Origin of the sequence: Streptomyces sp. NPDC051136, assembly GCF_044455745.1 — a bacterium.
Taxonomy (GTDB): Bacteria; Actinomycetota; Actinomycetes; order Streptomycetales; family Streptomycetaceae; genus Streptomyces.
On sequence record NZ_JBITFE010000002.1, the window covers coordinates 605,335 to 622,887 of the forward strand.

At 74.7% G+C, this 17,553-nt stretch carries 17 protein-coding genes; 5 read left to right on the forward strand and 12 right to left on the reverse strand.

From position 1 onward, the window contains the following. Positions 1-104: 104 nt before the first annotated feature. The 4 genes from ACIBCJ_RS08225 to ACIBCJ_RS08240 all read right to left on the reverse strand — a co-directional run bounded on the left by ACIBCJ_RS08225 (position 105) and on the right by ACIBCJ_RS08240 (position 5,024). Entirely contained in the window at positions 105-689 is a 585-nt protein-coding gene (locus tag ACIBCJ_RS08225; protein WP_362099260.1) for a helix-turn-helix domain-containing protein, read from the reverse strand. Positions 690-751: 62 nt separating this feature from the next. Further along, positions 752-1,126: a nitrite reductase small subunit NirD gene (gene nirD, locus ACIBCJ_RS08230; RefSeq protein WP_362099257.1), complete on the reverse strand. Its 375-nt coding sequence runs from the start codon at positions 1,124-1,126 to the stop codon at positions 752-754. Continuing rightward, a complete protein-coding gene (gene nirB / locus ACIBCJ_RS08235) occupies positions 1,123-3,735 on the reverse strand; it encodes a nitrite reductase large subunit NirB (protein ID WP_365979161.1) in 2,613 nt (870 codons plus the stop codon). Before nirB ends, nirD begins: the two co-directional genes overlap by 4 nt. After that, a complete protein-coding gene (locus tag ACIBCJ_RS08240; protein WP_362099251.1) occupies positions 3,735-5,024 on the reverse strand; it encodes an FAD-dependent oxidoreductase in 1,290 nt (429 codons plus the stop codon). Before ACIBCJ_RS08240 ends, nirB begins: the two co-directional genes overlap by 1 nt. Before the next feature lie 275 nt (positions 5,025-5,299). On the opposite strand from ACIBCJ_RS08240, the gene ACIBCJ_RS08245 reads away from it, so the two are divergent. Next, positions 5,300-6,082, forward strand: coding sequence for a TSUP family transporter (locus tag ACIBCJ_RS08245; protein ID WP_052838266.1), 783 nt, complete (start codon positions 5,300-5,302; stop codon positions 6,080-6,082). Positions 6,083-6,130: 48 nt separating this feature from the next. On the opposite strand, the gene ACIBCJ_RS08250 is transcribed toward ACIBCJ_RS08245, so the two are convergent. From ACIBCJ_RS08250 to ACIBCJ_RS08265, 4 genes are all read right to left on the reverse strand, one after another. Beyond that, on the reverse strand, positions 6,131-6,622 hold the full coding sequence (locus ACIBCJ_RS08250) for a hemerythrin domain-containing protein (protein WP_362099247.1): 492 nt from the start codon (positions 6,620-6,622) through the stop codon (positions 6,131-6,133). 99 nt (positions 6,623-6,721) lie between these two features. Next, positions 6,722-6,895 (reverse strand): hypothetical protein, encoded by a 174-nt coding sequence (locus ACIBCJ_RS08255; RefSeq protein ID WP_365979162.1) that lies wholly within the window; start codon positions 6,893-6,895, stop codon positions 6,722-6,724. 38 nt (positions 6,896-6,933) lie between these two features. After that, positions 6,934-7,554 carry a class F sortase gene (locus tag ACIBCJ_RS08260; protein WP_365979163.1) on the reverse strand — a complete coding sequence of 207 codons (621 nt, stop codon included), beginning with the start codon at positions 7,552-7,554 and terminating at the stop codon, positions 6,934-6,936. Between the two features lie 118 nt (positions 7,555-7,672). Continuing rightward, the gene (locus ACIBCJ_RS08265) at positions 7,673-8,203 is read right to left on the reverse strand and encodes a hypothetical protein (protein ID WP_362099238.1); all 531 of its coding nucleotides are present in this window, start codon (positions 8,201-8,203) and stop codon (positions 7,673-7,675) included. 166 nt (positions 8,204-8,369) lie between these two features. On the opposite strand from ACIBCJ_RS08265, the gene ACIBCJ_RS08270 reads away from it, so the two are divergent. The 3 genes from ACIBCJ_RS08270 to ACIBCJ_RS08280 all read left to right on the forward strand — a co-directional run bounded on the left by ACIBCJ_RS08270 (position 8,370) and on the right by ACIBCJ_RS08280 (position 10,170). After that, the gene (locus tag ACIBCJ_RS08270) at positions 8,370-8,957 is read left to right on the forward strand and encodes an NAD(P)H-dependent oxidoreductase (protein WP_365979164.1); all 588 of its coding nucleotides are present in this window, start codon (positions 8,370-8,372) and stop codon (positions 8,955-8,957) included. Positions 8,958-9,064: 107 nt separating this feature from the next. Continuing rightward, positions 9,065-9,832 carry an SDR family oxidoreductase gene (locus ACIBCJ_RS08275; protein WP_362099232.1) on the forward strand — a complete coding sequence of 256 codons (768 nt, stop codon included), beginning with the start codon at positions 9,065-9,067 and terminating at the stop codon, positions 9,830-9,832. Positions 9,833-10,008: 176 nt separating this feature from the next. Further along, positions 10,009-10,170, forward strand: a complete 162-nt coding sequence (locus ACIBCJ_RS08280) for a hypothetical protein (protein ID WP_362099230.1) — start codon at positions 10,009-10,011, stop codon at positions 10,168-10,170. On the opposite strand, the gene ACIBCJ_RS08285 is transcribed toward ACIBCJ_RS08280, so the two are convergent. From ACIBCJ_RS08285 to ACIBCJ_RS08300, 4 genes are all read right to left on the reverse strand, one after another. Further along, entirely contained in the window at positions 10,119-11,048 is a 930-nt protein-coding gene (locus ACIBCJ_RS08285; protein WP_362504098.1) for a LysR family transcriptional regulator, read from the reverse strand. The genes ACIBCJ_RS08280 and ACIBCJ_RS08285 overlap by 52 nt on opposite strands. A gap of 115 nt (positions 11,049-11,163) precedes the next feature. Then, complete coding sequence (locus tag ACIBCJ_RS08290; protein ID WP_365979165.1) at positions 11,164-12,807, reverse strand: M4 family metallopeptidase; 1,644 nt, start codon at positions 12,805-12,807, stop codon at positions 11,164-11,166. A gap of 506 nt (positions 12,808-13,313) precedes the next feature. Continuing rightward, positions 13,314-15,653, reverse strand: a complete 2,340-nt coding sequence (locus ACIBCJ_RS08295; RefSeq protein ID WP_365979166.1) for a molybdopterin-dependent oxidoreductase — start codon at positions 15,651-15,653, stop codon at positions 13,314-13,316. 103 nt (positions 15,654-15,756) lie between these two features. After that, complete coding sequence (locus ACIBCJ_RS08300) at positions 15,757-16,443, reverse strand: ElyC/SanA/YdcF family protein (protein WP_365979167.1); 687 nt, start codon at positions 16,441-16,443, stop codon at positions 15,757-15,759. 165 nt (positions 16,444-16,608) lie between these two features. Here ACIBCJ_RS08300 and ACIBCJ_RS08305 point away from each other — a divergent pair, with 165 nt between their 5' ends. After that, positions 16,609-17,544, forward strand: a complete 936-nt coding sequence (locus tag ACIBCJ_RS08305) for a sirohydrochlorin chelatase (protein WP_365979168.1) — start codon at positions 16,609-16,611, stop codon at positions 17,542-17,544. Positions 17,545-17,553 lie beyond the last annotated feature (9 nt).

A 17,553-nucleotide genomic window follows, 5' to 3' on the forward strand; every position in this document is an offset into this window, starting at 1 on the left:
TTTCCCGACCGCGGTGCCGCGGGACCGCGACGCCGCTTTTCTTGACCGATCGTTTCAGTATGAGGGCCGTAAAACACCCCTCCGAAGAGGGGTGCGCCGGCGTCTCAGTCGAGCAGGGCGAGCGCCTGTTCCGCCGCGTCCCGCACCCTGGCCGGGTCCGGCGAGGCCTTCCCTACCACCCGCATGCCTTGGAGCAGGACCAGCAGCATCCGGGCGAGGGCCTGCGGGTCGCGCCCGGCGGGCAGTTCGCCCTCGGCGCGGGCCCGGGCCAGCGCCGCGTGCAGCACCGTCTCCAGCTGGTCCCAGTTGCGCTCGACCCGCCGGGCCGCGTCCGCGTCGTGCGGGGCCAGCTCGGCGGCGGTGTTGGTGACGAAACAGCCGTGCAGGCGCTGGTCGTCGGCGGTCGACTCGGCGGCGTAGCGCCGCACCAGGGACCGCACGCCCGGCAGTGCCGGGCCCGGCCGGGACAGGTCCCGCAGCAGGTCCGGGAGCAGCCCCTGCTCGTAGCGCGCCAGCGCCTTCAGGTACAGCTCGCGCTTGTTGCCGAAGGTCGCGTAGATGCTGGCGCGCCCGACGCCGAGGTGCTCGACGAGGTCGGACATCGACGTCGCCTCGTAGCCGCGCCGCCAGAACAGCTCAAGGGCTGCCCGCAGCGCGGCGTCCGGATCGAACTCCTTGGTCCTGGCCACGTCACGCAGCCTAGACCTGTCTGGAACGATCGGTCAACAAAAGGGAGGTGAGGGTCGGGGAGTCAGGCGGCTTCCACGGCCTGCACGGGGTAGGTCTCCACCCGCATCGTCTCGTCGTCCAGGCATGCGCCGGTCGCGAGGTCGAAGCGCTGCTTGAGCAGCGGGGAGGCGACGAACGGGCGGCCCCGGTGGGTGCCGGTCAGCCCGCGGGAGAGGACCGCGGCTCCGGTGAACGGATCCCGGTTGTCGATGGCGTACAGCTCGCCGTCCCGGTCGCGGAACAGGGCCACCTGGCCGCCGTCCGGCAGCAGGGCCGCCACGCCGCGGCCCGGGAGCAGGGCGTCGAGGTCGCAGGCCGTGAACCAGTCGTCGGTCAGCCTGAGCCGGACCTTGAGGTCGGTCGTCCGGGGCGCCAGGGGTTCGGGTGCCAGGGTCATCGCCGGGTGCTTCCTTCCAGGAGGTCGTCTTCCGAGGGGCGCCGCAGGCCGATGCTCAGCAGCGGCAGGTCGGGCTTCATCTGGTCGCGCTCGGGCACGAAGCCCACGACCGGGTCGGGGGTGTCGGGCGCGTTCACGAAGGACACGAACCGGGCCAGCTTCTCCGGGTCGTTGACGGTCTCGGCCCACTCGTCCCGGTAGTGCGAGACGTGGGCCCGCATCAGCGACTCCAGCTCGTCACAGATGCCGAGCGAGTCGTGCACCACCACGTCCCGTACGTGGTCCAGGCCGCCGGGGAGGCGCTCCAGCCAGGTGGAGGTGCGCTCCAGCTTGTCGGCGGTGCGGATGTAGAACATCAGGAACCGGTCGATCAGGCGGACCAGTTCGGCGTCCGAGAGGTCCTGCGCGAGGAGGTCGGCGTGGCGCGGGGTGGCGCCGCCGTTGCCGCCGACGTACAGGTTCCAGCCGTTGGAGGTGGCGATCACGCCAAAGTCCTTGGACTGGGCCTCGGCGCACTCCCGGGCGCACCCGGAGACCGCCGACTTGAGCTTGTGCGGGGAGCGCAGGCCCCGGTAGCGCAGCTCCAGGTCGATCGCCATGCGCACCGAGTCCTGGACGCCGTAGCGGCACCAGGTCTGCCCCACGCAGGACTTCACCGTGCGCAGCGACTTCCCGTACGCGTGCCCCGACTCGAAGCCGGCGTCCACCAGACGGGCCCAGATCAGCGGCAGCTGCTCGACGCGGGCGCCGAACATGTCGATGCGCTGGCCGCCGGTGATCTTCGTGTAGAGCCCGAAGTCCCGGGCGATCTCACCGATGACGATCAGCTTCTCCGGCGCGATCTCGCCGCCGGGGATGCGCGGGACGACGGAGTAGGAGCCGTTGCGCTGGAGGTTGGCCAGGAAGTGGTCGTTGGTGTCCTGGAGCGCGGCCTGCTCGCCCTCCAGGACGTAGCCGCTCGCGCCGATCGCCGGTGCCAGCGAGGCGATGATCGAGCCGACCGCCGGCTTGCACACCTCGCAGCCCTCACCGCCCCGCGCCCCCTCCCGGCCGTGCCGGTCGAGCAGCTCCCGGTAGGAGGTGATCCGCAGGGCGCGGACGATCTCGTACAGCTCCTCGCGGGTCTGCGCGAAGCAGCCGCACAGGCCCTTGTCGACCTCGACGCCGCTTGCCTCCAGCTCGGCGGTGACGAGCTGGCCGAGCACCTTGACGCAGGAGCCGCAGCCGGTGCCGGCCCTGGTGCACTTCTTCACCTCGGGCACGGTCGTGCAGGAGTGCTCCGTCACCGCGCCGCGGACGGTGCCCTTGGTGACGTTGTGGCAGGAGCAGATCACCGCGTCGTCGGGCAGCGCGGCCGGGCCCAGCTGGGCCGGGGCGCCGGCGCCGGCGGGCAGCACCAGGGACTCGGGGGAGACGGGCGGGACCGACCCGGTGAAGGCGCGCAGGGTGCCGTACGCCTCCGCGTCGCCGACCAGGATGCCGCCGAGCAGCGTGCCGTCGCGGCCCACGACCAGCTTCTTGTACAGGCCGGCGCGGGAGTCGGAGTAGACGACGTCCAGGCAGTCCTCGGCGGTGCCGTGCGCGTCGCCGAAGGACGCCACGTCCACGCCGAGCAGCTTCAGCTTGGTGGACAGGTCGGCGCCGGTGAAGGACGCCTCCCGGGACGCGATGGTCGCGGCGGCCGTCTCGGCCTGCTCGTACCCGGGCGCCACCAGCCCGTAGACCCGGCCGTCGGCGGCCAGCGCGCACTCGCCGATCGCGAAGACGTACGGGTCGGTGACGGTGCGGCACTGCTCGTCGACGCTGATGCCGCCGCGCTCGCCGACCGCGAGGCCGCAGTCCCGGGCCAGCTGGTCGCGGGGCCGCACCCCGGCGCTGAACACCACCAGTTCGGTGGCGAGTTCGGAGCCGTCGGACAGCTTCATGCCGGTGACGGCGCCGTCGTCGCCGGTGACGATCTCCTGGGTGCCGACGCCCGTGTGGACGGACAGGCCCATCTCCTCGATGGTGCGCAGCAGGGCCGCGCCGCCGCCCTCGTCGACCTGCACCGGCATCAGGCGGGGCGCGAACTCCACGATGTGCGAGGTGAGTCCGAGGCCCTTGAGCGCACCGGCCGCCTCCAGACCGAGCAGCCCGCCGCCGACCACGGCCCCGGTCGTCACCTTGCTCGCGTACTCCTCGATGGCCAGCAGGTCCTCGATCGTCCGGTAGACGAAGCAGCCCTCGGCGTCCTTGCCGGGCACCGGCGGGACGAACGGGTAGGAGCCGGTGGCCAGGACGAGGACGTCGTACCCGAGGACGAGCCCCGAGCGGGCGGTCACCTCGCGCGCCTCCCGGTCGACGGACTCGGCCGGGTCGCCGACGCGCAGCTCGATGCCGTGCTCCTCGATGAAGGCCATGTCGGTCATCGACAGGTCCTCGGGGGTCTTCCCCGAGAAGTACGAGGTGAGCTGGACGCGGTCGTAGGCGGGGCGCGGCTCCTCGCACAGGACGACCACGCGGTGCGTGCCGGTCAGGCCGCGCTCGGCGAGGGCCTCCAGGAAGCGCTGGCCGACCATGCCGTGGCCGACAAGCACGATCGTCGGGGGGTTCCCCGGGGTGGCGGTCATCAGGAGCCTCCGTCATGGGTGAGCAGGTGGAGCAGGGGGCCGCCGTCGGAGGGGAGCGGCTCTGCTCCCTCCCAGGCGCGCGCCAGCGCGCCGACGGTGCCGAGTTCGCCGACCAGGACCCCGCCGACCAGCCGGTCGTCGCGGACGACGACCTTGCGGTAGGTGCCCCGGGTGGCGTCCGCGAGCTGCACGACGTCGTCGCCGGGGCGGGGATCGGTCTCGCCGAACGCGGCGAGGTCGAAGGGGGTGTCCGGCCCGTCGAAGGGGACGCCGGACCCGGGGGATGCCGACCCGGGGGATACGGACCCGGGGGATGCGGACCCGGCGAGGGTGAGCCGGGTCAGGGAGCGGGTGCCGGAGTAGTGCCGGGGAGCGGTGCCGTCCCCCGCGAGCAGCCCGGCCAGCACGCCGGCCTGCTCCAGGGCGGGCGCGGCCAGCCCGTACACGCGCCCCGCGTGCTCGGCGCAGTCGCCGACGGCACGGATGTGCGGGTCCGAGGTGCGCAGCTCGTCGTCGACGAGGACGCCCTTGCCGACGTCGAGCCCCGCCTCCCGGGCCAGCCCGGTCCTCGGCCGGACCCCGCAGGCGAGCACCACGAGGTCGGCGCCGAGGGCGTAGCCGTCGCCCATCTCCACGGACCGCACCGCCCCGCCGACGCTGCGCACGTCCCGCACCCGGCACTCGGTGTGCACCTCGACGCCGAGTCCCTCCAGGTGACGCCGCACGAGTGCGGAGGCCGCCGGGTCGAGCTGCCGCTCCATCAGCCGTTCGGACTGCTGGGCCAGGACGACCTGCGCCCCGCGCACGGCCAGCGCACGGGCGGCGGAGACCCCGAGGAGCCCGCCCCCGATCACCACGGCCCGCGTCCCCCGCCGTACCGCCTTCGACAGCCCGAGGCAGTCGTCCATCGTCCGGAACGCGTGCACGCCCTCGGGCAGCTCGTGGTCCGGGGTGAACAGACCACGCAGGGGTGGCAGCACGGCGTTGGAGCCGGTGGCCAGGACCAGCGTGTCGTACGCGATCACGGACCCGTCGGCGCACCGCACGGTCCGCCCGGCCCGGTCGATGCCGGTGACCCGGCCGCGCAGCAGTCCGGCGGGGGCCGGGAGGGCGATCACTTCGGGGCTGTACCGTCCGGCCAGCACCTCCGCGAGCAGCACCCGGTTGTACGGGCGGTGCTCCTCGTCGCCGACCAGCAGCGCGGGCGTGCCCAGCTCAGCGAGCCGCCGGGCGAGCGTCACACCCGCCAGTCCGGCGCCGATCACCACCACACGCGTTTTCGAGGTCATGGCACCGAGAGTGCGGGGCGGGTGTTACCCGGCCGCATCCCCTCTGTTTCCCACCGGGAACGCTGCCCTCAGCGGGCGCGGGCGGTCCGTGTGAGGGTCCCGGGAGCCCGCGCCGCCCACCTGTCGGCATCCCGGCGCGGACCCGCGCGGCCCCGCCGCGACCCGCCCCCCACCTCGCCGCGACCCGCCCCCACCTCGCCGCGACCCCGCCCAGAACCTCAGAAGTCCCTCATCTCGATGGACGCCACATCCATCCCGTCCCTAGGGTCACGATCATGCCCGACATATCGCTGACCACCGTCGTCCTGCTGTGCCTCGCCGCGCTCGCGGCCGGCTGGATCGACGCCGTGGTCGGCGGGGGCGGCCTGCTGCTCCTGCCCGCGCTGCTGCTCGGCCTGCCCTCCGGCACCCCGGCCGCGCACGCGCTGGGCACCAACAAGGCGGTCGCCATCGTCGGCACCACGGGCGCGGCGGTGACCTACGCACGCAAGGCCCCGGTCGACGTGCGCACCGCCGTACGCATCGGTCTGGCGGCGCTGGCCGGATCGTCGGGCGGTGCGTTCTTCGCGGCGGGGATGAGCACGGAGGTCCTCAAGCCCGTCATCATGGTCGTCCTCCTGGCGGTCGCGGCCTTCGTCATCCTGCGCCCCGCCTTCGGCACCGCGCCCGCCACCGGCCCGGCCACCCGCCGCCAGATCCTCGCGGCGATCGGTCTCGCGGGCCTCGGCATCGGCTTCTACGACGGCCTGATCGGCCCCGGCACCGGCACCTTCCTGGTCCTGGCCCTCACCGCCCTGCTCCACCTGGACCTGGTGACGGCGTCGGCCACCGCCAAGATCGTCAACTGCTGCACCAACGCGGGCGCCCTCGCCACCTTCGCCTGGCAGGGCGCGGTGCTGTGGCAGCTGGCCGTCCTGATGGCCGTCTTCAACCTGGCCGGCGGCATGTTCGGCGCCCACACCGCCCTCAAGAAGGGCAGCGGCTTCGTCCGCGTCGTCCTGCTGACGGTGGTCTTCGCCCTGGTGGCGAACCTGGCGTACGAGCAGTGGGTGGCCTAGCCGCGGGCCCGGCCCCGGAGTGCGCCGGGGACCGGGCCCGCGTCGGGATCAGGACCGGACGATGCGGCGTACGTTGTCGATGTCGCCGCAGCCGTCCTTGAGCAGGCGCTCGCGTTCCTCCAGGAAGGCCGCGCCCAGCTCCTCCCGCCGCTCGGCGGCGACGTTCTCGCGCGCCCCGTTGAGGATGGTGCGCTCCTCCTCGTCGGCGTGGTGGGTGACGGCCTCCACCAGCTCCTCCAGCTTCGAGTCCCACTCCTCGGAGCCGACCTCGTCGACCTCCAGGAGGGCGAGCAGTGCCTCGTTGCCCTCCTCGTGCTCGTGCTCGCCGTGCTCGACCTCGTCGTCGTCGATGTTCTTGTACCGCTTGAGCGCCGGGTAGACCTTGGCCTCCTCGGCCTCCGCGTGCGCGATCAGGAGGTCGGCGAACTCCCGCAGGGCGGCCGCGCGGTCGGCCTCGACGCTGCGCATCAGACGGAAGAGGTCCTCCATCCTCCGGTGGTCCCGGAGGATGAGTTCGACAACGTCCCGGGTTTCGGCCATGGCTGGACACCGTTCTCTCATGAAGTCGACGTGCGAGCACCGGATACCCCGAACCGCCCCGGCGCAACGGCCCCGGACGCGGGAAAGCCGTGCCCTGCCTCAGAGCGCCGGTCCGCCGCTCTCGCCCGCCGACCGCGGGACGAGCCCTCCGCCGCCCTCCCCGCGCCGCAGGTCCAGCAGCTCCACCGCGCCGGTCGTCCCCTCCTCCCCGTGCCCCTCGGCCAGCCGGCGCTCCAGCAGCTCCGTGTACGGCGCCGGCAGCTCGGCGCTCACCCCCTGCTCCCCGGCGGTGCGCAGCGGTGCCGGCCGTCTCAGCGGCTGCCCGTCAGGTGGGCGAAGACGACCACGTTGCCCTGGTAGCCGGTACCGCGTGAGTAGGGGCCGCCGCAGGTGATGACGCGCAGCTCGGGGCGGTCGGCGGCGCCGTAGACCTTCTCGTCGGGGAAGGCGTCGGCGGCGTACACCTCCACCGCGTCCACCGTGAACACCGCGACGCCCCCGTCCCGCCGGTCGACCTCGATCGCCGCGCCCTTCTCCAGGGCGCCGAGACGGTAGAAGACGGCGGGGCCCTCGGCGTTGTCGACGTGGCCCGCCACGACCGCGGTGCCCGTCTCGCCGGGGGTGGTGCCGGCCTCGTACCAGCCGGCCAGGTTCTTCCGGTCCGCGGGCGGCACGTCCAGGCTGCCCGCCCCGGTCAGTCCCAGGCCCGTCAGCGGGGCGTCCACGCCGATCGCGGGGATGCGGACACGGTCGGGCGGGGACGGCGGCATCGCGGGGGCCGCGGCGCCCCGGTCGGTGCCGGCGGTGCGGGCCTGCGCGGCCGACGGCTGGGGCGGCGCGTCGGTGCGGGCGCCGCCGAGCAGCAGCCACGCCCCGGAGCCGAAGGCGACCGCGGTGACCGCGGCTATCGCGGTGTCTTTCACCCTGCGCATGACGTCCCTCTTCCTCGGGTCCTGAAAGGCCCCCTGCCCCCTCCGGGCCGCGAGGGGCGTCGGACCCGGAGGGGGCGGGGAAGTGCGGTACCTGCGGACGGGCAGCGGAGGGTGCCCGTCAGATCCCGTCGCCTCTCGCCCGGCGATGCAGGAGCCAGGTACCGCCCGCGGCGGCGACGGCGAGAGCCGCCACGCCGGCCGCGGTCTGCACGGGGTCGGGGCCGAGAGCGCCGCCGACCCCCGTCTTCACGCTTCCTCTGGGGTACACCCGCCCGGTGGCCGACGTCAGCGTGACCACCAGGTCACCCGTCACCCGCCGTTCGTCGTCCGCACAGGTCGCGACGATCTCGTACGTCCCCGGCTGTGCGCTCGGCGGCACCTCGAAGCGGCCGGTCGTCTCGCCGTCGCCCGTGTCCGGAGCCAGCGGGAAGGTGCCCGCGCCGACCGCGCCGGCGTCTCCCGCCGCCGCGCCGCCCGCCCCGCACGCCACCGTCACGACGGCCTGTTCACCCGGCACGACCGAGGACGGATACACCGTCAGACCACCGGTGGCGACGGCTTCCTCGGCGTACACCGGGACCGCGGTGGTCAGACCGACGGCCGCGACGGCGAGCGCGGTACCGGTCAGCAGGCGGGCGGTACGTCGCATCGGTGCTGCTCCTTTGAGCTGTTCGGTGGCCCGGCCCTACCGAGGAAATCGGCCCCGTGCCCGGCCCGCTCCCCGAGCGGGTGTGAACGGGTGACGGTGCCGCCGAACGGGCCCGGCGGCGGCCCGGCTTGACCTGAAGCAAGATTGAGGTACCAAGGTCTCCCGCATGGACACCACGACCGCGCCCCTGCGCGTGACCCTGCTGGTCGGCAGCAACCGCCACGGCCGCTTCGGCACCGTCGTCGCCGACTGGCTCCTGGACCACCTCCACGACCGCGACGACCTCGTCCCCGAGGTGGTGGACGTCGCCGCGACCGACCTGCCCACGACCTTCGCGCCGACACCGGAGGCGACCGCCGCGCTGGCGGAGATCACCCCGAAACTGGCGGGCGCGGACGCGTTCGTCGTACTGACCCCCGAGTACAACCACTCGTTCCCGGCGGGGCTGAAGAACGTCATCGACTGGCACTTCGGCGAGTGGCGGGCCAAGCCCGTCGGCCTGGTCTCCTACGGCGGCATGGCCGGCGGCGTGCGCGCCGCGGAGCACCTGCGCCAGGTCTTCGCCGAACTGCACGCCGTCACCGTCCGGGACACCGTCTCCTTCCACAACGCGGGCGCGTCCTTCGACGGCGAGGGCAGGCTCACGGACCCGTCCGGCCCGGACGCAGCGGCCAAGACGATGTTCGACCAGCTGGTGTGGTGGGGGCGTGCCCTGCGGGAGGCGAAGGAGAAGCGGCCGTACGGCGGCTCGTGAGGCATAGGGGCTTCCTATGGCCCCTGCTGCAATTCCGTCTTTGCCCCTGGCCGTTTCCCGGACCTACCGTGAGTGCGTCGTCACGGGATTCCGGAAAGGCCAGTGGAATGACCATGAATGAAAACGCGTCGGGAAACAGGGAACTCGCGGGAAAGCGCGCCCTCGTCACGGGCGGCACGCGCGGAATCGGAGCGGCCGTCGTCCGCCGGCTCCTGGAGGCCGGCGCCGAGGTGATCACCACCGCCAGGTCGGCCACGGGCACGGCGCCCGACGGTGCCGCCCTCGTGCGGGCGGACGTACGGACCCGCGCCGGGACGGAGGCGCTCGCCACGGCCGCTCAGGAACTGCTCGGCGGGGTGGACGTCCTGGTCCACAACGCGGGCGGGGCGCGGCCGCACCGGGACGGCCTGGCCGTCCCCGACGACGAGTGGCGGGACGCGCTGGACCTGAACCTCCTCGCGGCGGTACGGCTCGACGCGCTGCTGGCGCCGGGCATGCGGGGACGCGGCTCGGGGGCGATCGTGCACGTCTCGTCGGCGGCGGTCGTCCCCCCGGTGCCCCCGTTCCTGCACTACCAGGCGGCCAAGGCGGCGCTGGAGACCTACAGCCGGGGGCTGGCCTCGGCGCTGGCACCCTCGGGCGTGCGGGTCAACACGGTGAGCCCCGGCCGGACCGCCACCCCGGGCGGCGAGGAGACCCGGGAGCACTGGGCGGGCCTGGACGCGGGGGCGGGGCCGACGGCCGCCCCGCCGCTGGGCCGCGACGGCCGGCCCGAGGACGTGGCCGAGGCGGTGCTGTTCCTGGTGTCCGGCCGGGCGGGCTGGGTGACCGGGACCAACCTCGTCGTGGACGGCGGGGAATTTCCCAGGGGCTGACGTCCGCGAGGCATTCCGTGGAATTCGGAATGCCCGAATGGCGAGGGGGCTGGAAATGCGGCGAGCGGACGAAATAAGGCCAGAGGGGCCGGAAATTCGGCTAGGGGGTGCGGAAACGCGGCCAGGGGGCCAAAAATAGCGGCGGTAGGGAAAAGGGAGTGCCCGGGGAGGCGTGCGTGCAGCGGCAGGACCGCCTGATCACGGGCGGCGGCAGCGGCGTCGGTTCCGCGACGGCGAGGACGCCGATGGACGGCGGGGCCACCGCCTTCCTCGCCTTCGAGGCCACCTACGCGACCGGCGCCGAGCTGGTCGCGGACGGCGGCGCCACCCAGCTCTGAGCGGACCTGTACCAGGTCTCCTGGCGCAGGAACTCCAGCAGGGCCGTCTCCGCCGGGCCCGCGCCGGGCCGGACGGCGGCCACCACGGGCTGGGAGACGGCCGGGGACACCGGGCGCACGAGGTGCTCGTGACCCGGAGGCACCGCGGACGCCGGAACGAACGTCACCCCGAGGCCGTGGGCGGCCCAGCGCACCGCCGTCGCCGTCTGCGAGACGCGGGCGACCGTGGTCGGGGCGAGCCCGTGGTCCCGCAGGACGTCCACCAGCGCGCCGTCGAGCGCGCTGGCGGGATCGAACCGCACCCACGGCTCCCGCTCCAGGTCCCGCAGCGCGACGCGGTCCGCGGCGAGCAGCGGGTGCCCGGCGGCCAGCACCACGACGAACTCCTCGTCGCCGAGGTGGTGACCGTCGTACAGGCCCTCGTCGCACGGCCCGGCCATGAGGGCGAGGTCCAGCACGCCCCCGCGGGCCAGCCGCTCCAGCTCGGTCGGGTTCGGTTCCTCGAAGACGGTGACCTCCAGGCGCGGGAAGCGGCGGCGCAGCGCGCTCAGGGCGCCCGGCAACTGCCGCGTGCCCAGGCCCATCTGCACGGCGACCACCAGCTCGCCGGTCAGCTCACCGGCACCGGCCCGTGCCGTCGCCCGCGCCCGGCGCGCCGCGTTCACCGCGACCTCCGCCTCCCGCAGGAAGGCCCGGCCGGCCACGGTGGGCACGAGACCGGTCGGCGTGCGGGAGAACAGCTCCACGCCGAGGTCCCGCTCCAGACCGCGGATCTGCTGGGACACCGAGGGCTGGGCGACGCGCAGCGCCTCCGCCGCCGCCGTGACCGAGCCCTGCTCGGCGACGGCCAGGGCGTACTCGAACTGGCGCAGGCTCATCGGCTGAGGTCCCCTCGCTGCGGCGGACCGCGGGCCCTGACCGGGTCCGCGGTCCGCACCGTGGTGGTCTTCCGCCAGCGTAGGCGAGCCCGGCCGCCTCCGGCCGGGGCCGCCGTCAGCCCACGTTCACCGCGCTCCAGGCCGCGCCGACCGCGGCGTACTCGGCGCTGTCGGTGCCGTACAGGTCACCGGCCGCTTCGAGGGTGGCGGTGCGGGCGCCCGCGTAGTCCGTCGACGAGGTCATGTGGACCGTCAGGGCCCGGTACCAGATGGCGCCGAGCTTGTCCCGGCCGATCCCGGCGACCGTGGAGCCGTCGCAGGTGGGGGAGGAGTAGGCCACGCCGCCCACGGTCCGCGCGCCGCTGCCCTCGGCCAGCAGGTAGGCGAAGTGGTTGGCGACGCCGGAGGAGTAGTGGACGTCCAGGTCGCCCAGCGCGGTGTCCCAGCAGTCGGCCGAACTGCCGTCCCGGCTCGGCCGGTCCATGTACCGCAGCGCCTCGCGGCCGAAGCCGCCGCGCACCACCTTCTCGCCGATCAGATAGTCCCCGGGGTCGGCGGAGTTGTCCGCGTGCCATTCCACGAGCGTGCCGAAGATGTCGGACGTCGCCTCGTTCAGCCCGCCGGACTCTCCCGAGTACGTCAGCGCCGCCGTCTTCGACGTCACCCCGTGCGACATCTCGTGCCCGGCGACGTCCAGCGAGACCAGCGGCCCCATGGTCGTCCCGTCACCGTCTCCGTACGTCATGCAGAAACAGGTGTCGTCCCAGAAGGCGTTGTTGTACCGGGTGCCGTAGTGCACGCGGTTGTACGAGCCCTTGCCGTCACCCGCGATGCCGTCGCGCCCGTGGACGTCCCGGTAGTAGTCCCAGGTGGCGTCCGTGCCGTACTGCGCGTCCACCGCGGCCGAGGCGCGGTCGTCCGCGGTACCCGTGCCCCAGTGGTTGTCGGCGTCGGTGAACAGCGTCGCGGGCGCCCGCACCAGGCAGACGGTGAGGATGCACAGGTCCGTCCTGCCCGCCGCGTCGCCGGTGTACGTGCCGCCGCGCGTGGCGTCCTCGAGCCGGTACGAGGAGCCGGACCGCGTCGTCTCCAACGGCACGGTGCCCCCGTACAGCGACGCCCCGTCGCCGGACGCCGACTCGACGGTGTCCCAGGCGTCGATGCGCGCGCCCGTGCCCGCGTCGGTCAGGACGGTGCGGGCGACCGGGTTGCCGAGGGAGTCGAGCGCCGCCGCGTCGGTCCGCCAGGCCAGCCTCGGGGCGCCGTGCAGGGCGTCGACGACCAGCTCCGGCTTGGCGGTGAGCCGCTTCAGCAGCTCGCCCGGGTTGGCGGCGCGCAGCGCGCTCGCGGCCAGGTCGGCGGCCTCGGGGGCCGGCAGCCCCGGGGTGACGCCGGGCAGGGCGACCGGCGTCCCGGTCGCGCGGTCCGCGTCGCGGAAGGCGCCGTCGGGAGCGAGGTGGACGACGAAGTCGCCGCCCAGGACGGGGAGTCCGCGGTATTTGCGGTCGTAGCGGACGTGCTGGGTGCCGTCCTCGTCCACGACGACGTCGCGGACCTCGGTGTCCTGAGCGCCCGTCAGGTCCAGCGCGTCGGCGTGCTCCCGCAGGGCCGCCGCGGCGTGGTCCAGGGCCGCGGCGCGGGTCGGGCGGTCGGCGGCCGTGGCGCCGGGGGCGAGGGCGGCGACCAGGAGGGTCGCGGTGGTGGCGGCGGTACCGGCCATGGCGAGACGGGAACCTCTGACGTGCCGTATTCGGCTCATCGGACACCTTCGGGGCGTGTGGGGGCGGGGGTGGGGGCGCTGATGTCGACTCAGGTTCGAGGCCCCTGGCCTGTCATGTCCATAGCCGTCCCGTGAAGATCACGGGAGTCATGGGGGGAGAGGATGACCCTCCGTGGACACCGCGCGACGCCGGTTCCCCGCCCACGGCACACCGCCCCCGGCGGCCGACGGCACGACTCCTGCCGCGCGGTCGCCTCCGCGCCGGCCGACCGGTCCGACCCGGCCCGGCCCGGCCCGGCCAGCCGACCGGCCTGTCCGACCCGGCCCGGCCGGCCGACCCCCGTCCGGACCGGGAGGAACCGCCCGTCCGGACCGGGAGGACCCACCCGTCCGGGCCGGGAGCGTGCGCACGAGGGTCCGGGCCACCCCTGCGCCGAGACGGCGCCCGAGGGGGCTGTGAGGAGCAGGTCGTCCCCCCGGCGGTCGCGGTGCGGCTCAGGGCACGCGGTCGCCGCGTCCGGGGCGGGAACCGGCCGGGGTGACGGCTACCGCACCGGCTCCACCCGCACCGCGCACACCTTGAACTCCGGCATCCGCGAGGTCGGGTCGAGCGCCGGGTTGGTCAGGGTGTTGGCGCGGCCCTCGCCCGGCCAGTGGAAGGGCATGAACACGGTGTCGGGCCGGATGCCGGTGGTGATGCGGGCCGGTGCCACCGCCCGCCCCCGCCGGGACACCACCGCCAGCGGGTCGCCCTCGGCCGCCCCCAGTCGCGCCGCCAGCCGCGGGTGCAGCTCCACGAAGGGGCCCGGCGCGGCGGCGTTCAGCTCGGACACCCGCCGGGTCTGGGCCCCGGACTGGTACTGCGCCACGACCCGGCCCGTGGTCAGCAGCACGGGGTACTCCTCGTCCGGCTCCTCGGCACTGGGCCGGTGCGTGACGGGCGCGAAGCGGGCCCGTCCGTCGTCGGTCGCGAAGCGGTCGAGGAAGAGGCGCGGGGTGCCCGGATGGGGCACGGGCGCGTCGTCCGCGGACGCCGGGGAGCCGTCGGGGTGGGGCGGGGTGGCGTGGTGCGCGGGCGCCGGGGAGCCCGGGTGGGGCGGCGCGGCGTCGTCCGCGGGCGCCACGAGGCCCGGGTCGGGCCGGACGGTGTCGTGTGCGGGCGCCAAGGGGCCCGGGTCGGGCCGGGCGGTGTCGTCCGCGGGCGCCAAGGGGCCCGGGTCGGGCCGGGCCGCGTCGTGTGCGGGCGCCGGGCACGGCCAGAACACGCCGTTCTCCTCGGCCAGCCGCCGGTAGTCGATCCCGGAGTAGTCCGCCGGGCCGCCCGCGCTCGCCCGCCGCAGCTCCTCGAAGACCTCCTCGGGCTCGACCGGGAACCCCTTCTCCACACCGAGCCGCCCGGCCAGGGCGTGCAGCACCTCCAGGTCCCCGCGCACCCCCTCCGGCGGCGTGATCGCCCGCCGCCGCAGCAGCACCCGCCCCTCCAGGCTGGTGGTGGTCCCCGTCTCCTCCGCCCACTGCGTCACCGGCAGGACGACGTCCGCGAGTTCCGCCGTCTCGGAGAGGACCACGTCGCACACCGCGAGGAAGTCCAGCGACCGCAGCCGCCCCTCGACGTGCGCGGCGCGCGGCGCCGACACCACCGGGTTGGAACCCATCACCAGCAGCGACCTGACGTCCGTGCCCAGCGCGTCCAGCAGTTCGTACGCGCTGCGCCCCGGCCCCGGCAGCGTGTCCGGGTCCACGCCCCACACCTCGGCGACGTGCCGCCGCGCCGCCGGGTCGGTCAGCTTGCGGTAGCCCGGCAACTGGTCGGCCTTCTGCCCGTGCTCGCGCCCGCCCTGCCCGTTGCCCTGTCCGGTCAGACAGCCGTAGCCCGACCGGGGCCGCCCGGCCCGGCCGGTCGCCAGGCACAGGTTGATCCACGCACCCACCGTGTCCGTGCCCTTGGCCTGCTGCTCGGGCCCGCGCGCGGTCAGTATCATCGCCGCCTCGGGCGCGCAGAACAGCCGTACCGCTTCCCGCAGTTCGGGCACCGGCACGCCGGTGATCCGCTCCACGTACTCCGGCCAGTGCGCCATCGCCGCCGCCCGCGCCTCCTCCCAGCCGGACGTGCGCTCCTCGACGTACGCCTCGTCGACCCGGCTCTCGGCGACGACCAGGTGCAGCATGCCCAGCGCGAGCGCGAGGTCGGTCCCGGGCCGGGGCGCGAGGTGCAGGTCGGCCTGCTCGGCGGTCCTCGTGCGGCGCGGGTCGACGACGATCAGCGTGCCGCCGTTCTCCCGCAGCTCGGTGAAGTAGCGCAGGGACGGCGGCATCGTCTCCGCCGGGTTGGATCCGACGAGGATCACGCACCCGGTCTTCGGGATGTCCTCCAGCGGGAACGGCAGCCCCCGGTCGAGCCCGAAGGCCCGCGTCCCGGCCGCCGCCGCCGACGACATGCAGAACCGCCCGTTGTAGTCGATCTGCGAGGTGCCCAGCACCACCCGGGCGAACTTGCCCAGCGCGTACGCCTTCTCGTTGGTCAGCCCGCCCCCGCCGAACACGCCGAGCGCGTCCGCCCCGTACCGGGCCCGCGTGCGCTCCAGGTTCCCGGCGATCCGGTCCAGCGCCTCGTCCCACCCGGCCGGCACCAGCGCGCCGTCCCCGGACCGCACCAGCGGCGAGGTCAGCCGCGCCCCCGGCGCGAGCACCTCCGGCGCCGTACGCCCCTTGCCGCACAGCGCGCCCCGGTTCACCGGGAAGTCCGCGCGCTCGGACACCTCGACGGTCCCGCCCCGGACGGGCGTCAGGTTCATCCCGCACTGCAGGGCGCAGTACGGGCAGTGCGTGGGGACGGGCGTGGCGCTGCCCGCCGCGGCGGTGGTGTCCGTGCCGGTGTTCTGCATGCCGCCCAGCCTGCGGCTTCCGTGTTACGCGACCGGGCGGCGCTCTGTTACGCCGCCGGGACGGCGGCCTCCCCGCCGCGGCGGGGAGGCCGTGAGGACCGCCTCACGGCGCGGCGGCGAGCGCCCGCTCCACCCCCGGCTCCTTCGGCCCGAGGAAGTGCGGGTCCGGTTCGAGGACCGCGTCCAGCGCCGCCTTGCCCGCCGCGAGGACCTCCCGCGCGCCCCCGTAGTACCAGGTCACGTCGTGCCGGGCGTCGACCCCGACGCCGTACGACGCCACCCCCGCCTCCTGGCACAGCGCCACCGCCCGCCGGATGTGGAAGCCCTGGCTGATCAGCACGGCACGGTCGACCCCGAAGATCTTCTTGGCGCGGACGCACGAGTCCCAGGTGTCGAAGCCCGCGTAGTCGCTGACGATCCGCCCGTCGGGCACGCCGTGGCGGACCAGGTAGGCGCGCATGGCGTCCGGCTCGTCGTACTCCTCGCGGCTGTTGTCCCCGGTCACCAGCACCACCTCGATCCGCCCCGCCCGGTACAGGCCGGCCGCCGCGTCCAGCCGGTGCGCGAGGTACGGCGACGGCTCCCCGTCCCACAGCCCCGCGCCGAAGACCACCGCGACCCGGGTGTGCGGCACGTCGGCGACGGTACGCAGCCGGTCGTCCGTCACGACCCGCATCCACGCGCTCGGCAGCAGCGCCAGCACGCATCCGGCCACGACCAGCCGGATCAGCCGCCGCTTCCCCTTCCGGGTGCGCGGAAGGCGCGGTACGCGAGGTCTCCAGCGGCGCATCGGTGTCGGTCCCCTCCCGGTCGTCTCCTGCTCCCAGGGACGTCAGCAGGCGCCGTCCGGTTCGCGGGCCGCTCACACGGGGCGCCCGGCGCCGTGTGAACCGAAGGAAAACCCCCGTGACACCCGTGCAACGGGAAGGCAACGTCCGGCGGGCACCCTCGACACATGACGGCGAGGACACGGACGATCAGCACGACGGACACGACAGGCACGGCGACCCGCACGGACACGGCGGACACGGCAAGCACGGCGGACGGGACGGACACGGCGGACACGGCGACCCGTGGGGACGCCCCCGCCCTGGTCGTCGTCGCCCACGGCAGCCGCGACCCCCGCGCGCTCGGCACCGTACGCGCCCTCCTCGACCGGGTCCGCACCCTGCGCCCCGCCCTTCCGGTGCACCTGGGCCACATCGAGCTGAACGAGCCGCTGCTGCCGGACACCCTGACCGCGCTCGGCACCGGGGAGGCGGTCCTCGTCCCGCTCCTGCTCAGCCGCGGCCACCACGTCAAGCGGGACATCCCCGAGACGGCGGCCGTCTCCCGTGCCCGCACCCGCGTGGCCGCCCCGCTAGGCCCACACCCCCTTCTCGTGGACGCCCTGCACGCCCGCCTCACGGAAGCCGGCTGGCCGGCCCACGCGGGCCCGGACCACGCCGTCGTCCTCGCCTCGGCGGGCTCCCGGGACCCGGAGTCGAGCGCCGACACGGCCCGCACGGCCGCCGCCCTCTCGGCCCGCCTCGGCGTCCCGGTCCTCCCCGCGTACGCCTCGGCGGCGACCCCGACGGTCCCGGAGGCCGTACGCGCGCTGACCGACCGTGGCCACCGCAGGGTGGCCGTCGCCTCCTGCTTCACCGCCCCGGGCCGCTTCGCCACCCAGTGCGCGACGGCGGCCCCGTGGATCGCCTCCGAACCCCTGGGCACCCACCCGTCGATGGCCCACCTGCTCCTGCACCGCTACGACCGTGCGCGGGGAATCGGCTATGCGAGCAACGCGGGTGAAGGGGCGCGGGGCGCATCACCCTGCGGCTCCACCGCGTGGGCGCGACCAGCCACGACAGACGCCGCACTCACCCGACAACCGCACCCGGCACCCGCATAGGCGACCCAC

What these genes read in the sequence shown, in the direction of transcription:
- nirD (WP_362099257.1), bottom strand. Translation starts at nt 1,126, where the DNA reads ATGACCCTGGCACCCGAACCCCTGGCGCCCCGGACGACCGACCTCAAG.
- nirB (WP_365979161.1), bottom strand. Translation starts at nt 3,735, where the DNA reads ATGACCGCCACCCCGGGGAACCCCCCGACGATCGTGCTTGTCGGCCAC.
- ACIBCJ_RS08240 (WP_362099251.1), bottom strand. Translation starts at nt 5,024, where the DNA reads ATGACCTCGAAAACGCGTGTGGTGGTGATCGGCGCCGGACTGGCGGGT.
- ACIBCJ_RS08245 (WP_052838266.1), top strand. Translation starts at nt 5,300, where the DNA reads ATGCCCGACATATCGCTGACCACCGTCGTCCTGCTGTGCCTCGCCGCG.
- ACIBCJ_RS08250 (WP_362099247.1), bottom strand. Translation starts at nt 6,622, where the DNA reads ATGGCCGAAACCCGGGACGTTGTCGAACTCATCCTCCGGGACCACCGG.
- ACIBCJ_RS08260 (WP_365979163.1), bottom strand. Translation starts at nt 7,554, where the DNA reads ATGCGCAGGGTGAAAGACACCGCGATAGCCGCGGTCACCGCGGTCGCC.
- ACIBCJ_RS08265 (WP_362099238.1), bottom strand. Translation starts at nt 8,203, where the DNA reads ATGCGACGTACCGCCCGCCTGCTGACCGGTACCGCGCTCGCCGTCGCG.
- ACIBCJ_RS08270 (WP_365979164.1), top strand. Translation starts at nt 8,370, where the DNA reads ATGGACACCACGACCGCGCCCCTGCGCGTGACCCTGCTGGTCGGCAGC.
- ACIBCJ_RS08275 (WP_362099232.1), top strand. Translation starts at nt 9,065, where the DNA reads ATGACCATGAATGAAAACGCGTCGGGAAACAGGGAACTCGCGGGAAAG.
- ACIBCJ_RS08285 (WP_362504098.1), bottom strand. Translation starts at nt 11,048, where the DNA reads ATGAGCCTGCGCCAGTTCGAGTACGCCCTGGCCGTCGCCGAGCAGGGC.
- ACIBCJ_RS08290 (WP_365979165.1), bottom strand. Translation starts at nt 12,807, where the DNA reads ATGAGCCGAATACGGCACGTCAGAGGTTCCCGTCTCGCCATGGCCGGT.
- ACIBCJ_RS08295 (WP_365979166.1), bottom strand. Translation starts at nt 15,653, where the DNA reads ATGCAGAACACCGGCACGGACACCACCGCCGCGGCGGGCAGCGCCACG.
- ACIBCJ_RS08300 (WP_365979167.1), bottom strand. Translation starts at nt 16,443, where the DNA reads ATGCGCCGCTGGAGACCTCGCGTACCGCGCCTTCCGCGCACCCGGAAG.
- ACIBCJ_RS08305 (WP_365979168.1), top strand. Translation starts at nt 16,609, where the DNA reads ATGACGGCGAGGACACGGACGATCAGCACGACGGACACGACAGGCACG.